The sequence below is a fragment of the Mycobacterium sp. 1245805.9 genome (genome assembly GCF_001672915.1).
Lineage (GTDB): Bacteria > Actinomycetota > Actinomycetes > Mycobacteriales > Mycobacteriaceae > Mycobacterium.
Genome location: NZ_LZKR01000027.1, coordinates 25,565 through 39,219 on the forward strand (window position 1 = coordinate 25,565; position 13,655 = coordinate 39,219).

At 69.7% G+C, this 13,655-nt stretch carries 13 protein-coding genes; 3 read left to right on the plus strand and 10 right to left on the minus strand.

The genetic code is table 11. The features are described 5' to 3' along the window. Positions 1-51 precede the first annotated feature (51 nt). Positions 52-630 (plus strand): TetR family transcriptional regulator, encoded by a 579-nt coding sequence (locus tag A9X00_RS04210; RefSeq protein ID WP_067149549.1) that lies wholly within the window; start codon positions 52-54, stop codon positions 628-630. A 16-nt stretch (positions 631-646) separates the two neighbouring features. Further along, positions 647-1,159, plus strand: coding sequence for a GNAT family N-acetyltransferase (locus tag A9X00_RS04215; RefSeq protein WP_067149521.1), 513 nt, complete (start codon positions 647-649; stop codon positions 1,157-1,159). On the opposite strand, the gene A9X00_RS04220 is transcribed toward A9X00_RS04215, so the two are convergent. From A9X00_RS04220 to A9X00_RS04240, 5 genes are read right to left on the minus strand one after another with little or no spacing between them, the layout of a single operon-like run. After that, positions 1,146-2,222: a PDR/VanB family oxidoreductase gene (locus A9X00_RS04220; RefSeq protein ID WP_067149523.1), complete on the minus strand. Its 1,077-nt coding sequence runs from the start codon at positions 2,220-2,222 to the stop codon at positions 1,146-1,148. The two genes, A9X00_RS04215 and A9X00_RS04220, sit on opposite strands and share 14 nt — an antisense overlap. A gap of 10 nt (positions 2,223-2,232) precedes the next feature. Then, entirely contained in the window at positions 2,233-3,990 is a 1,758-nt protein-coding gene (locus tag A9X00_RS04225; protein ID WP_067149525.1) for an SDR family oxidoreductase, read from the minus strand. 3 nt (positions 3,991-3,993) lie between these two features. Further along, positions 3,994-4,902, minus strand: coding sequence for a metal-dependent hydrolase (locus A9X00_RS04230; protein WP_067149527.1), 909 nt, complete (start codon positions 4,900-4,902; stop codon positions 3,994-3,996). Between the two features lie 53 nt (positions 4,903-4,955). Next, a complete protein-coding gene (locus tag A9X00_RS04235; RefSeq protein ID WP_067149529.1) occupies positions 4,956-6,416 on the minus strand; it encodes an NAD(P)/FAD-dependent oxidoreductase in 1,461 nt (486 codons plus the stop codon). A gap of 15 nt (positions 6,417-6,431) precedes the next feature. Continuing rightward, entirely contained in the window at positions 6,432-6,947 is a 516-nt protein-coding gene (locus tag A9X00_RS04240; RefSeq protein ID WP_082974676.1) for an Lrp/AsnC family transcriptional regulator, read from the minus strand. A gap of 67 nt (positions 6,948-7,014) precedes the next feature. Between A9X00_RS04240 and ald the strand changes: the two genes are divergently transcribed. Further along, positions 7,015-8,181 carry an alanine dehydrogenase gene (ald, locus tag A9X00_RS04245; protein ID WP_067149532.1) on the plus strand — a complete coding sequence of 389 codons (1,167 nt, stop codon included), beginning with the start codon at positions 7,015-7,017 and terminating at the stop codon, positions 8,179-8,181. Here the strand turns inward: ald and A9X00_RS04250 are convergent. The 5 genes from A9X00_RS04250 to A9X00_RS04270 all read right to left on the minus strand — a co-directional run. Beyond that, entirely contained in the window at positions 8,122-9,144 is a 1,023-nt protein-coding gene (locus tag A9X00_RS04250) for a nitronate monooxygenase (protein WP_067149534.1), read from the minus strand. The genes ald and A9X00_RS04250 overlap by 60 nt on opposite strands. A gap of 4 nt (positions 9,145-9,148) precedes the next feature. Then, positions 9,149-10,507, minus strand: a complete 1,359-nt coding sequence (locus tag A9X00_RS04255) for a pitrilysin family protein (RefSeq protein WP_067149536.1) — start codon at positions 10,505-10,507, stop codon at positions 9,149-9,151. Then, positions 10,485-12,728, minus strand: a complete 2,244-nt coding sequence (locus tag A9X00_RS04260) for a polyribonucleotide nucleotidyltransferase (protein WP_082974677.1) — start codon at positions 12,726-12,728, stop codon at positions 10,485-10,487. The genes A9X00_RS04255 and A9X00_RS04260 overlap by 23 nt, the downstream gene beginning before the upstream one ends. Before the next feature lie 322 nt (positions 12,729-13,050). Beyond that, on the minus strand, positions 13,051-13,320 hold the full coding sequence (rpsO, locus tag A9X00_RS04265) for a 30S ribosomal protein S15 (protein WP_066928262.1): 270 nt from the start codon (positions 13,318-13,320) through the stop codon (positions 13,051-13,053). A 120-nt stretch (positions 13,321-13,440) separates the two neighbouring features. Beyond that, on the minus strand, positions 13,441-13,655 hold a 215-nt coding region (locus A9X00_RS04270; protein WP_197515052.1), incomplete at its 5' end, for a riboflavin kinase.

Consider the following 13,655-nt stretch of genomic DNA (forward strand, 5'->3'; position numbering starts at 1 on the left):
CAGGTCGCCGCGCGGCGCCCCAACCGGCGGGGCAGCGCGACGCGCGAGAGCATGCTCGAGGCCGCGCTGAAGTCGCTGGCCTCGGGCGAGCCGGGGTCGGTGTCGGCCAACCGCATCGCCAAGGACATCGGCGCCACCTGGGGCGCGGTGCAATACCAGTTCGGCGACACCGACGGCTTCTGGGCGGCCGTGCTGCACCGCACCGCCGAGCGGCGCGCCGCCACGTTCTCGACGCTGTCAGGGCCGGTACGCCCTGACGCCCCGCTGCGCGAGCGCGTCGGCGCCATCATCGACACCCTGTACCGCGGCCTGGCGTCGGCGGATTCCCGCGCGATCGAAAACCTGCGCGCCGCGCTCCCCCGCGACCCCCGCGAGCTCGAACGCCTCTACCCGCGCACGGCCGCCGAGCTGTTCTCCTGGGGCAAGAGCTGGCTCGAGACGTGCCAGAACGCCTTCGCCGGCCTGGATGTCGACCCGGACCGGGTGCGTGAAGTCGCCGCGCTCATTCCCGGCGCGATGCGCGGCCTGGTGTCGGAGCGGCAGCTCGGCTCGTACGCCGACCTGGACATGGCCCGACGGGGGCTCACCAACGCGCTGGCCGCCTATCTGGAGCGACGGCCCCAGCCCTGACCCTTAGCCTTGACCTGTGGAGGCCCTCGACATCCGGATCCGGGAAGCCACGCCGGACGATTTCGCCGACGTCGCCGACATGCACTATCCGGTGTGGCGGCGCTCCTGGGCCGGAATACTGACGCCGCCGCTGCTCGACATCCTGGGTCCGCCGAAGCGCTGGGTCGCCGAGATCTATCCCCACACGCTCAACCGCGACGGCTGGCGGATGTGGGTCGCCGAATTCGGCGGCCGGACACTGGGCGTCGCCATCTTCGGGCCGGACCCCGACGAACGGGGCGCCGTCCAGATCGACGCGCTCTACATCGCGGACGAAAGCCAGCGGCACGGCATCGGCGGCCGCCTGCTCGACGAAATACTGCGCGCGCACCCGTCCGGCGACGTGATCCTGTGGGCCGCGGTGCAGAACGACAAGGCGCGCCGCTTCTACGAGAAGAACAACTTTCGCGTCGACGGCCGCACCCTCGACTGGGAGCCGCTACCCGGCATCAAGGTGGCCCACGTGGGCTACCGGCTCACGCGTCGATGACCAGCCGGTCGCCGCTGGCCCGCGACACGCAGACCACCATTTCGTCGTCGCCGACCGCGACGCGGCCGCGGTGATCGACCTGCCCGCCAAGCACTTTGACCTTGCACGTCCCGCAGAAGCCCTGCTGGCACGAGTACGGCGTGGTCGGATCGAGATCACGCATGACGTCGAGCGCCGAACGGTTCGCCGGCACGCTGAGTACCTGTCCCGAGCGAGCCAGCTCCAGCTCGAACGGAACGCCGTCGACCACCGGCGGCGGGCTGAACCGCTCGTAATGCAAGGGCGCGTCGGCGAATTCGTTGCGCGCCACCCGCACCGCCTCCAGCATGGGCGTCGGTCCGCACACGTACACCGCGGTCGTCGGACCGGCGCCGGCGAGCAGGTCGTCGACACCCGCGAGGCGGCCGTGTTCGTCGTCGGCCCAGACCGTCAGCCGGTTCCCGGCCACTGAGGAGACCTCGTCCAGGAACGGCATGTACTCGCGGCTGCTTCCGGCATAGACTGCGCGCCAATCGATTCCGCGCTGGGACGCCGCTTGCATCATCGGCAGGATGGGCGTCACCCCGATGCCGCCGATGACGAACAGCACGTCGCGCTCGGCGGTGCCGAGGTAGAACGCGTTGCGCGGGCCCTCGAAGACTAACGTGTCCCCTACCCCGAAAGCCTCGTGTATCTCGATGGAACCGCCTCCGCCGTCGGCGATCCGGCGCGCGGCGATGCGGTAGTCGGTGCGGCGCCCGGGCGGGCCGCACAGCGAGTACTGCCGGCGCCGGCCCGAGGGCAAGTGCACGTCGATGTGCCCGCCGGGTGTCCACGACGGGAGCAATCCGCCGTCCGGGTCGGCCAGCGTCAGCGCGACGACGTCGGGGGTGACGAGTTCGCGCTTGGTGATCACCGCGCGCAGGGCCCGCGGCACCGGCTTGACCCGCGACGGCTGCCACCGCGAGATCGCGGCGAATCCCCCGAACCACAGGCGCACGCCCCACAGCATCGTGCCGAGGCGGTCGCGGTTGCGCCGGCCGTACAGGTCGACCGGCCTGCTTCCCCAAATGCTTTCCGGCACGGCGAAATCCCTAACGCTGCCGGATGTCGAAGCGTGCGAACGCCCGCAGCGCCGAGGGGCTGATGCGCCGCAGCGCGTAGCCGATCCGCGATTCCGCGGCGATCGGCAGCACGGCGGGGCCGGTCTGGACGGCCCTGACGATCGCCTTGGCCACGGCCTCCGGTGTGTAGTTGCGGCGCCGGTACGCGTTGTCGGCCTTTTCCCGGGCGCGCTCCTGTTGTTCGGCGGTCATGCCGGCGTAGACGGTGCTCTTGGCGATGTTGGTGTTGACGAATCCCGGGCACGCGGCCGTGACGGAGATGCCCTCGTCGGCGAGGTCGGCCCGCAGCGATTCGCTGAACGCCAGCACCGCCGCCTTGGTGGTGCCGTAGGCGACCATGGATTTCGACGGGATGAACGCCGCCGCCGAGGCCACGTTGATGATCGTGCCGCCCTCGCCACGATCGACCATCTGCTCCGCGAACGCCCGGCTGCCGCAGATGACGCCGCGGACGTTGACGCCCAGGATGTCGTTCCAGTTCGCCGAGCTCGTCTCCAGGAACCGGCCCGCCATCCCGATGCCGGCGTTGTTCACCAGGATGTCGACCACGCCGTGTTCGTTAAGCACTTGCGCGGCAAGGTTATTCATCGCGGACTCGTCGCTGACGTCGACCTGGTACACCGCGGCCTCGGCGCACGCCGCGCGCACGGCGTCCGCGCTGTCGTTGGCGGCGGCCTGGTCGCGATCGACGATCACCACCTTGCGGGCGCCGCGCCGGGCCAGCTCCACCGCGGTGGCCCGGCCGATGCCCGCGCCCGCGCCGGTGACCAGCGCGAGCTTGCCGGCGACCTCGCGCGGCCCGCCGCGCACCCCCGACTCGTTCACGCCGCTGACGGTTTGGTCGACCCACTCGGCGGTACGCCGCGCGATCACCTCGGGTCGCGACGTCACCACCCAGTGGCCGCCCTCGATCGGAATCACCCGGCCCGCATCGGGTATGGCGCCGGTGAAGCGTTGCACCGCGGGCGTCACGAAGATGTCCTTGCGCGGCACCAGGGTCTGGACGGCGACGGTGGTCTTCGGCAGCTCCGGGCCGGGCCGCAACATCGGCCCGGGCATGTTGGCGCGGTACAGGCCCAGCCCATTGACGTAGTCGGCGATGGACCGCGGCGGCCGCTCGTGCCGGCTGCGCGTGCTCGTCCGGCCGATGCGCTCAAGGGCCTCATGGACTTTCACGCCGAGCCGGGAGCGGAACGCCAGCTCCGGCAGGCCGGGACACAGGAAGAAGGCGATGTACAGCGATCCCAGCAGCTGCCGGGCGACCTGGCCGACGGCCCGGGGCGTCCGCGCCGAGCGCAGGAACCGCCCCGCGTAGCGCAGGTGCGGGCCCGAAATCGACGTGAACGACGCGACTTTGCCCATCACCGAGTCGTCGGTGACGGCGGCCCAGGCCTGGATCGAGCCCCAGTCGTGGGCCAGCAGGTGCACCGGCCCGACGCCCAGGCTGTCGATCACCGCGCCGATGTCGGACACCAGCTGGGGGAAGGCGTAGCCGGATCGCTTTGCGGGGCGGGATGATTCGCCGGCGCCGCGGACGTCGTAGGCCACCACGTTGTAGCGGCCGGGGTAGGGCTCGTCGAGCTCGCGCGCCACGCCGTCCCAGAGGTGGTGGTTGTCGGGCCAGCCGTGAATCGCCAGGATGGTCGGGCGCGCCGCGTCGACCTCGGTGTAGCGGTGCACCGCCAGGGTGACGCCGTCGGAGGCGGTGACGTTCGAGGTCGCGGCCATGGGTCAGTGCGACGCCCGCGCGGCCGGCGAGAGCGCCAGGTAGTCGACGGCCGCCTCCAGCCCGCCCAGCTGGGACGGGTGGAATCCCGGGCGGTAGTAGTCGGCGACCACCCGCACGAAGCGCAGCGGCCCGGGCACCAACCCGCGGCGCGCCGCGCGGAGGTACTCCCACCAGTGCGGCTTGGTTCCCGGCGGCAGGTGCGGGTCGACCGAGTACAGGAAGCGGACCCCGCGGACCCAGAACAACAGCATCGCCGGCGTCACGACCAGTTGGGCGCGCACTCGGCGTAAATAGCCGGCGCGCAGGTGCTTCATGGTGTCGAAGGCGACGGCCTTGTGCTCGACTTCCTCGGCGCCGTGCCAGCGCAGCATGTCCAGCATCACCGGGTCGGTGCCGATGGCGTCGTGGGCGGGCGCGCCGAGCACCCACTCGCCCAGGATGGCGGTGTAGTGCTCGACCGCCGACACGATCGAAACCTGCTCCAAAAGCCAGCTGTGCCGGCGTCGTCGGCCCCACCCGGGCTTGGGGCCGAGCAGCTTCTCGAACAGCCACCTGATCTGGTCGGTGTACGGGGTGAGGTCGACGCCCTGCGCGGCGAAGTGGGCGAGCACCTTCGAGTGGGCCTGTGAGTGCATGGCCTCCTGGCCGATGAATCCCTGCACGTCCAGGCGCAGCTGGTCGTCCTTGATCAGCGGCAGCGCCTGCTTGAACACGTCGACGAAGAACTCCTCGCCGGCGGGCAGCAGCAGGTGCAGGACGTTGAGGACGTGGGTGGCGAACGGCTCGCCGGGCACGTAGTGGAACGGCAACTGTGCCCAGTCGAACTCCACGTCGCGCGCCTCGAGGACCAGGCGTTCGTGGTCGAGCGAGGCGTCGTGCGGGCCGGCGGCCTGGTCGTCGACGGTGAACATCGCAGGCAAGTATAGTGACGCGACCCAGCTATGCGAAACCGCCGGTACCGGGTTTATCCTGCCGCGACGCGCCGGCGCAGGTCGTACTGTGCGGGATCGGTGTGCGCCAGCATGGCGCGATGTTCGCCCGGCGTGAGGGGCCACACCTCGGGCACCCCGTCCTTGTTCAGGTACCAGCTGTTGCAGCCGGTGGTCCACACGGTGTCCGGCATCGCGGCCCGCAGCTGCGCGTTGTAGCGCTCGGTCGCCGAGGCCGTCGGCTCCACCGTGTCGAATTCGCCTCGGCGCCAACGCTCGATCCAGCCCAGGATGTGCTCGGCCTGGTGTTCGGCGACGGAGGTGAGCGAGTGGTTCCCCACCGGGCTGTGCGGGCCCAGCATCATGAAGAAGTTCGGGAAGCCCGCCAGCGCGACGGTTTGGTAGGCCCGCGGGCCGTCGCGCCAGACGTCGTTGGCCGCGATGCCGTCGCGGCCGATCAGCTCCATCGGCCGGAAGAAAGCGTGTGTGTCGAATCCGGTGGCCAGCACGATGATGTCCGTCTCGTGCAGCGCACCGTCGTCGGTGACGATGCCCCGCCGCTCCACGTGGTCGATGCCGGCGGTGACCAGCTCGACGTCGTCGCGCTGCATGGCCCGGTAGAAGCCGTTCGACATCACGAGTCGTTTGCAGGCCGGCGTGTAGTCGGGCGTCAGGGCCCGGCGCAACCGCGGGTCACGCACCTCCCAGAGGCTGGCGCGGCACAGCGCAGCCATGATCCTTCGACGCAGGCCCGGTTTGGTCAGTCCCACCGAGAAGAAGTCGTACGCGAGGCTGTATCCCCAGTACGCGAGCCCGTCGAGCCACGGGATCTTGCGGCGGGTGATTGCGGTGAACCTGCTGTAGCGGGGATTGGCCAGCCGTAGCACCCATTGCGCGGTGCGCTGGAACATCAACAGCTTGCTCGCCACGCCGGCAAGGCCGCAGACGAGCTGGACGCCGGTGGATCCGTTGCCGATCACCGCGATTCGGCGGCCCCGCAAGTCGACGGAATGATCCCAGCGCGCCGAGTGGAAGACGGGGCCGTCGAAGTCGTCCAGACCCGCGATCGACGGCATCCGGGGATGGTGCAGCACGCCGGTGGCCGAGATCAGGAAATCCACGCTCGATTCCTCGCCGGCGTCGGTGCGCAGCACCCAGCGGCCGTCGGTGAATCGGGCGTGGGTGATCTCGGTGCCGAACCGGATGCGGTCGCGGAGTCCGAACCGGTCGGCGATGCCACGGAAGTACTCCTGGATTTCGCTGCCCGGCGAGAAGAGATGCGACCAGTCCGGGTTGCGCGCGAACGAATACTGGTAGACGCGCGAGGGGATGTCGCAGACCAGACCGGGATAGGTGTTTTCCCGCCAGGTGCCACCCACCTCGTGGGCCTTCTCGTAGATGGTGATGTCGCGAATGCCGCTGCGCAGCAACGCGATTGCGACGCACAGGCCGGACATTCCGGCCCCCACGATCGCTACCGCGGGATCGCGCTTCATCCGCCGATCATAAGGCTAAATCGGTGCCGCACCACGAAGATGTTCGAAAATCAGCGACGTCTGGGTGCCCGCGACGTCGGCGTCGGCGTTGAGGTTTTCGACGACGAACGAGCGGAGGTCCTCGGTGTCGCGGGCGGCGACGTGCAGGATGAAATCGTCTGCGCCGGCGAGGAAATAGACGTCCATGACCTGGCGCCGGGTGCGGATCTGTTGGATGAAGCTGCGGATCTTGCCGCGCGCGTTGGAGTGCAGGGTGACCGAGATCATCGCCTGCAGCGGCAACCCGACGGCGACCGGATCCACGTCGGCGTAGAACCCGCGGATGACGCCGAGGTCCACCAGCCGCCGAACCCGGCCGTGACACGTCGACGGCGCGATCCCGACCGCCTCGGCGAGCGCGTTGTTGGTGATGCGCGCGTCGGCGTGCAGCAGGGTCAGGATCCTGCGGTCCACCGCGTCGAGGTCGGCGGGTCGAACATCCTTCGGCGGGTCGGCGGACCGGCCCTTCCGCTCGGGAGATAGATCGGGCACGACACGACTCTACAGAATTATCGTCAGCATGTTTGCTGAGCATTCGAACTTTCTTCACACTTGACGCATGCGCGTCGGGATCCCCACCGAGACCAAAACCAACGAATTCAGGGTGGCCATCACGCCGGCCGGTGTCGCGGAATTGACCCGCCGCGGCCACGACGTCCTCGTCCAGTCCGGCGCCGGCGAGGGGTCGGCGATCCCCGACGCGGAATTCAAGGCCGCGGGCGCCGAGCTGGCCAGCGCCGCCGAACAGGTGTGGGCCGACGCGGACCTGCTGCTCAAGGTCAAGGAGCCGATACCGGCCGAATATGGGCTGCTGCGCCGCGGCCAGGTCCTGTTCACGTACCTGCATCTGGCGGCGTCGCGCGCGTGCACCGACGCCCTATTGGCCGCCGGCGCAACCTCGATCGCCTACGAGACGGTCCAGACCGCCGACGGCGCGCTCCCCTTGCTGGCCCCGATGAGCGAGGTCGCCGGCCGGCTCTCCGCCCAGGTCGGGGCCTATCACCTGATGCGCACCAAGGGCGGCCGCGGCGTGCTGATGGGCGGGGTGCCGGGAGTCAAGCCCGCCGACGTTGTGGTGATCGGCGCCGGCACGGCCGGCTACAACGCCGCGCGGGTCGCGAGCGGCATGGGCGCGACCGTCATGGTGTTCGACGTCAACATCGCCAAGCTTCGGCTGCTGGACGCGGAGTTCGCGGGCCGTGTCGGCACCCGGTACTCGTCGGCCTACGAGCTCGAGGGCGCCGTCAAGCGCGCCGACCTGGTGATCGGCGCCGTCCTGGTGCCGGGCGCCAAGGCGCCGACGTTGATCTCGAATTCCCTTGTCGCGCAGATGAAGCCGGGCGCGGTGCTGGTGGACATCTCGATCGACCAGGGCGGCTGCTTCGAGGATTCCCGGCCCACCACGCACGACGATCCGACGTTCGCCGTGCACGACACCCTGTTCTACTGCGTGGCGAACATGCCCAGCGCGGTGCCCAAGACGTCGACCGTCGCGCTGACCAACGCGACGATGCCCTACGTGCTGCGGCTCGCCGAGGCCGGCTGGCGGGCGGCGTGCCGGTCCGATCCCGCTCTGGCCAAAGGGCTTTCGACGCACGACGGGATGTTGCTGTCCGAGCGGGTGGCCACCGACCTGGGCCTGCCGCACACCGACCCGGCGAGCGCGCTAAACGTCGAGGCCGGCGACGATGTCGGCCACCGGCCCCGGTCGGGCCTCACCGAATGACGTTCCCGCCCAGAGGGTCATCCCGTCCGGGTCCTCCCGTTCGCTCGCGGCTTCCCGGATCGGCAAAGTCATCTGGTTGACCTCGGGGTAGCCGAGCGGGGCGACCGTGTCCAGGCGCCGGATGAAGTCGTTTTCCAGGCTGCGCGCGTAGCGGCCCGAGAACGCGCGCGAGACGATGGTCTTGCCGAAAAGCTGGTTCTTCATGGCGGTGCGGTGGGCCTGGCTGGTGCCGGCCTCGTTGGACAGCAGCAGCGCGGTGCCGACCTGGGCGGCCACCGCGCCCCGGCGCAACACGCCCGCGACGTCCTCGGCCGTGCCCAGCCCGCCCGCCGCGATGATCGGGATGTCGCGGTGCGCCCGGTGGATCCGATCGATCAGCTGGTGCAGCGACTCGGTGCCCGGTTCCATGTCCGGCGCGAAGGTGCCACGGTGCCCGCCCGCGTCGGGCCCCTGCACCACCAGACTGTCCGCGCCCGCGGCGACGGCGATCCCGGCCTCGTAGAGCGATGTCACCGTGACCATCACCAACAACCCCTGCGCGCTGAGGCGCCGGATCACGTCGGGCGGCGGCACGCCGAAGGTGAAGGAGACCAACTCGGGGTGGACGTCGGACACCACCTCGAGCTTGCGCTCCCAGTCGTCGTCGTCACCGAACTCGGGCCGGCCCACCTCGCACTGGTAGTGGTCGGCGATGTTTTCGAGTTCCTCGGCGTAATAGTCCAGCGCGATCCAGTCGGCGACGCTGGGCTGGGGCACCAACAGGTTCACGCCGAGCGGGCCCGTCGTCATGGCGCGCGCGGCGGCGATGTCCTCGGCCAGCCGCTCGGCGCTCACGTACGCGGCGGGGATGAATCCGAGCCCGCCGGCGTTGGATACCGCAGCCGCCAGCGCCGGGGTCCCGGGGCCGCCGGCCATGGGCGCACCCACGATGGGCACCGCGATATCCCAAAAGCCCAGAACCATGCGGTTAAGATACCATCGCCCGAAGTTGTTGGGGCAGCGATCGTTTCGATGCGTACGGACCCAGAACGGCGGCGCCGTAGCGCTTGCCCAGCAGGCGTCGGGCCACCGCGTTGACCTCCTCGACGGTCACCGCGTCGATCTGCTGCAGGGTGTGTTCGATGCTGCGGTGTTTGCCGTAGTTCAGCTCGCTGCGGCCGATGCGGCTCATCCGCGAACCGGAGTCCTCCAGCCCCAGGACCAGCCCGCCGCGCAGGGAACCCTTGGCGATGCGGCATTCCGCCTCGGTGATGCCGTCGCGCGCCACCGCCTCGAGCACCTCGCTGGTCACCTGCATGACGTCGGTGAAACGCTCGGGCAGGCACGCGGCGTACACGGACAGCGAGCCGCTGTCGGCGAAGATGTCCACCGCCGAGTAGACCGAATAGGCCAGCCCGCGCAGCTCCCGGACCTGCTGGAACAGCCGCGAGCTCAGGCCGCCGCCCAGCGCGGTGTGCAGCACCGACAGCGCCCAGCGATGCTCCCAGCTACGGCCGGGCGTACGGACGCCCAGCGACACGTGGGTCTGCTCGGCATCCCGGTTGACCAGCGTCAGCCCGGGTTGTCCGGCGACCCGCCCGGCGCCCTTGCGGGGAGCGATCGGCTGGCGCCCGCGGACCAGGTGCGGCCCGAAATGCTCGCGCACCAACGCGACCACCTGGTCGTGGTCGACGTTGCCGGCGACCGCGACGACCATCCGTTCGGGCGTGTAGCGCCGCACATGAAACGAATGCAGCTGGCCCCGCGTCATCGCCGAAACCGAACGCGCCGTGCCGATCACGGGCCGGCCCACGGGGTGGTCACCGAAGAGCGCCGACAGGAAGATGTCGCCCAGCGCGTCCTCGGGGTCGTCGTCGCGCATGGCGATCTCCTCGAGGACGACGTCGCGTTCCAGTTCCACGTCCTCGGCGGCGCAGCGGCCGTTGAGCACCACGTCGGCGACCAGGTCGATCGCCAGCTCCAGGTCGCTGTCGAGCACGTGCGCGTAGTAGCAGGTGTGCTCCCGGGAGGTGAACGCGTTCAGCTCGCCGCCGACGGCGTCCATCGCCTGGGCGATGTCCACGGCGGTGCGGGTCGGGGTCGACTTGAACAGCAGGTGCTCGAGGAAGTGCGCCGCCCCGGCCACGGTGGTGCCCTCGTCGCGCGATCCGACGCCGACCCACACCCCGACCGAGGCCGAGCGCACCGCGGGCAGGTGCTCGGTGACCACGCGCAGGCCGCCGGGCAGTGTGGTGCGGCGGACGGCCTTGTGGTCGGCGTTCATCTCGGCGATCTGCGTGCCGCGACGCAGGGACGCCGCGGAATCAGCTGCTTGCTGTCGCGGCATCGGCCGGTTCGGGCGTGACGGACGGCGTCTCCGCTGATTCCTCTTCGTCCACCAGGACCAGCGAGATCTTGCCCCGCTTGTCGATGTCGGCGATCTCCACCCGCAGCTTGTCGCCGACGTTCACCACGTCCTCGACCTTCGCGATGCGCTTGCCCCGGCCGAGCTTGGAGATGTGCACCAGGCCGTCGCGGCCGGGCAGCAGCGACACGAACGCGCCGAAATCCGTTGTCTTGACCACGGTTCCGAGGAACCGCTCGCCCACGGTCGGCAGCTGCGGGTTGGCGATGGCGTTGATCCGGTCGATCGCGGCCTGCGCCGAGGGTCCGTCGGTGGCGCCGACGAACACGGTGCCGTCGTCCTCGATCGAGATCTGCGCGCCGGTCTCCTCGGTGATGGCGTTGATGACCTTGCCCTTGGGGCCGATGACCTCGCCGATCTTGTCGACCGGGACCTTGATGGTGGTCACCCGCGGCGCGTACGGGCTCATCTCGTCGGGCGCGTCGATGGCCTCGGCCATCACCTCGAGGATGGTCAGGCGCGCGTCCTTGGCCTGCGCCAGCGCGCCCGCCAGCACCTGCGACGGGATGCCGTCGAGCTTGGTGTCCAGCTGCAGCGCGGTGACGAAGTCCTTGGTGCCGGCGCACTTGAAGTCCATGTCGCCGAACGCGTCCTCGGCGCCGAGGATGTCGGTCAGCGTGACGTAGCGGGTCTCACCGTCGACGTCGTCGGACACCAGGCCCATCGCGATCCCGGCCACCGGCGCCTTGAGCGGCACCCCGGCGTTGAGCAGCGCCAGCGTGGACGCGCAGACCGACCCCATCGAGGTCGAGCCGTTGGAGCCCAGAGCTTCCGACACCTGGCGGATGGCGTACGGGAACTCCTCGACGCTGGGCAGCACCGGGATCAGGGCCCGCTCGGCCAGCGCGCCGTGCCCGATCTCGCGCCGCTTGGGCGAACCGACCCGGCCGGTCTCGCCGGTGGAGAACGGCGGGAAGTTGTAGTGGTGCATGTAGCGCTTGGACGTTTCCGGTCCCAGCGAGTCGATCTGCTGGGCCATCTTGACCATGTCCAGCGTGGTGACACCCAGGATCTGGGTCTCGCCGCGCTCGAACAGCGCGCTGCCGTGCGCCCGCGGAACGACGGCGACCTCGGCCGACAGCGCGCGGATGTCGGTGATGCCGCGGCCGTCGATGCGGAAGTGGTCGGTCAGGATGCGCTGGCGCACCAGCTTCTTGGTCAGCGAGCGGAACGCGGCGCTGACCTCCTTTTCGCGGCCCTCGTAGGTTTCGGCGAGCCGCTGGGCAACCTCGGCCTTCAGCTCGTCGGTGCGCGCGTCGCGCTCGGCCTTGCCGCCGATGGTCAGCGCGGCGGCCAGCTCGTCGGTGGCCACCGAGGCGACCGAGTAGTACACGTCGTCGCCGTAGTCGGGGAACACCGGGTACTCGCCGGTGGGCTTGGCGGCGGCGTCGGCCAGCTCCTGCTGGGCGGTGCACAGCGCGGCGATGAACGGCTTGGCCGCCTCCAGGCCTTGCGCCACAACGGTTTCCGTCGGCGCCTGGGCGCCGCCGTCGACGAGCGCGATGACGTGCTCGGTGGCCTCGGCCTCGACCATCATGATCGCCACATCACCGTCCACCTTGCGGCCGGCCACGACCATGTCGAACACGGCCCGCTCGAGCTGCTCGACGGTGGGGAACGCGACCCAGGTGCCGTCGATCAGCGCGACCCGGACACCGCCGACGGGGCCGGAGAACGGCAGGCCGGCCAGCTGGGTCGAGGCCGACGCGGCGTTGATCGCCAGCACGTCGTACAGGTCGTTGGGGTCCAGGCTCAGGATCGTCACGACCACCTGGATCTCGTTGCGCAGGCCGTTGACGAACGACGGGCGCAACGGGCGGTCGATGAGCCGGCAGGTCAGGATCGCGTCGGTGGACGGGCGGCCCTCACGGCGGAAGAACGAGCCGGGGATGCGGCCCGCGGCATACATCCGCTCCTCGACGTCGACGGTGAGCGGGAAGAAGTCGAAGTGCTCCTTGGGGCTCTTGCTGGCGGTGGTCGCCGAGAGCAGCATGTTCTCGTCGTCCAGGTAAGCGACCACGGCGCCGGCGGCCTGCTGGGCCAACCGACCGGTCTCGAAACGTACGGTGCGGGTGCCGAAGCTCCCGTTGTCGATGGTGGCGGTCGCCTCGTACACGCCTTCTTCAATTTCAGCTACAGACATGGGTGTCCGTATGGCCTCTCTGGGTATTGAGCTGTTTCGCGTCGTCACGCGCGAGTAACCCGAGAGCTTCCCTAGAAGGAAGAAGTCTGAATGCGGCTACGGCCATCGATCGAAGCGGCCGACCTACCCCAGATCCGGAGAGCCCGGCAGCCACTACCGAAGACCGCCCGATGCAGACCGGGCTGCTCCCTTGTGACTTGCTGGAACGGCCTACGCGGATCTGCGCAAACCGCACCGTTTGCTCGGGCCGAACCGGCCCAGAACGCTCCTACTCTACACGGGCGAACTTGGCCGGCCAGCCCCACTGGCGATTTGCCAGGGGTCAGCGACGCAGGCCCAGGCGCTCGACGAGCGAGCGGTAGCGCTCCACGTCGATCTGGGACACGTACTTGAGCAGCCGGCGGCGCCGGCCGACCAGCAGCAGCAGTCCGCGCCGCGAGTGGTGGTCGTGCTTGTGCACCTTGAGGTGCTCGGTCAAATCGGCGATCCGCCTGGTCAGCAGCGCGACCTGGGCCTCGGGGGACCCGGTGTCGGTCTCGTGCAGGCCGTAGGAGGTCAGGATCTCCTTTTTTTGCTCGGCTGTTAGCGCCACGAAAATATCTCCATCAATTGGTCCGCGATCATTGCGATTCAAGGCGCGGCCACCGCGAACCGCAGCACGCGCCGATGTCGTCAGGCAGTTTAGCAGCGGGTCGGCGCCGGATCCGAATCGTCAACCGGCGGACAGCAGGTTGCGGGCCCGCTCGGTGTCCTCCCCCATCGCGGCGACGAGGCCCTTGACCGTGTCGAACTTGCGCTGTCCGCGGATGCGGGCGACGAAGTCCAGGGCCACGTGCTGTCCGTACAGGTCGGCCGCGGTGTCCAGGACGAACGCCTCGACGGTGCGGGTACGCCCCGAGAAGGTGGGATTGGTGCCGATCGACACCG

Bases quoted from the DNA above. Each gene is read 5' to 3' on its own strand.
- A9X00_RS04235 (WP_067149529.1), bottom strand. From the start codon at position 6,416: ATGAAGCGCGATCCCGCGGTAGCGATCGTGGGGGCCGGAATGTCCGGC.
- A9X00_RS04260 (WP_082974677.1), bottom strand. From the start codon at position 12,728: ATGTCTGTAGCTGAAATTGAAGAAGGCGTGTACGAGGCGACCGCCACC.
- ald (WP_067149532.1), top strand. From the start codon at position 7,015: ATGCGCGTCGGGATCCCCACCGAGACCAAAACCAACGAATTCAGGGTG.
- A9X00_RS04255 (WP_067149536.1), bottom strand. From the start codon at position 10,507: ATGCCGCGACAGCAAGCAGCTGATTCCGCGGCGTCCCTGCGTCGCGGC.
- A9X00_RS04210 (WP_067149549.1), top strand. From the start codon at position 52: ATGCTCGAGGCCGCGCTGAAGTCGCTGGCCTCGGGCGAGCCGGGGTCG.
- A9X00_RS04250 (WP_067149534.1), bottom strand. From the start codon at position 9,144: ATGGTTCTGGGCTTTTGGGATATCGCGGTGCCCATCGTGGGTGCGCCC.
- A9X00_RS04225 (WP_067149525.1), bottom strand. From the start codon at position 3,990: ATGGCCGCGACCTCGAACGTCACCGCCTCCGACGGCGTCACCCTGGCG.
- A9X00_RS04230 (WP_067149527.1), bottom strand. From the start codon at position 4,902: ATGTTCACCGTCGACGACCAGGCCGCCGGCCCGCACGACGCCTCGCTC.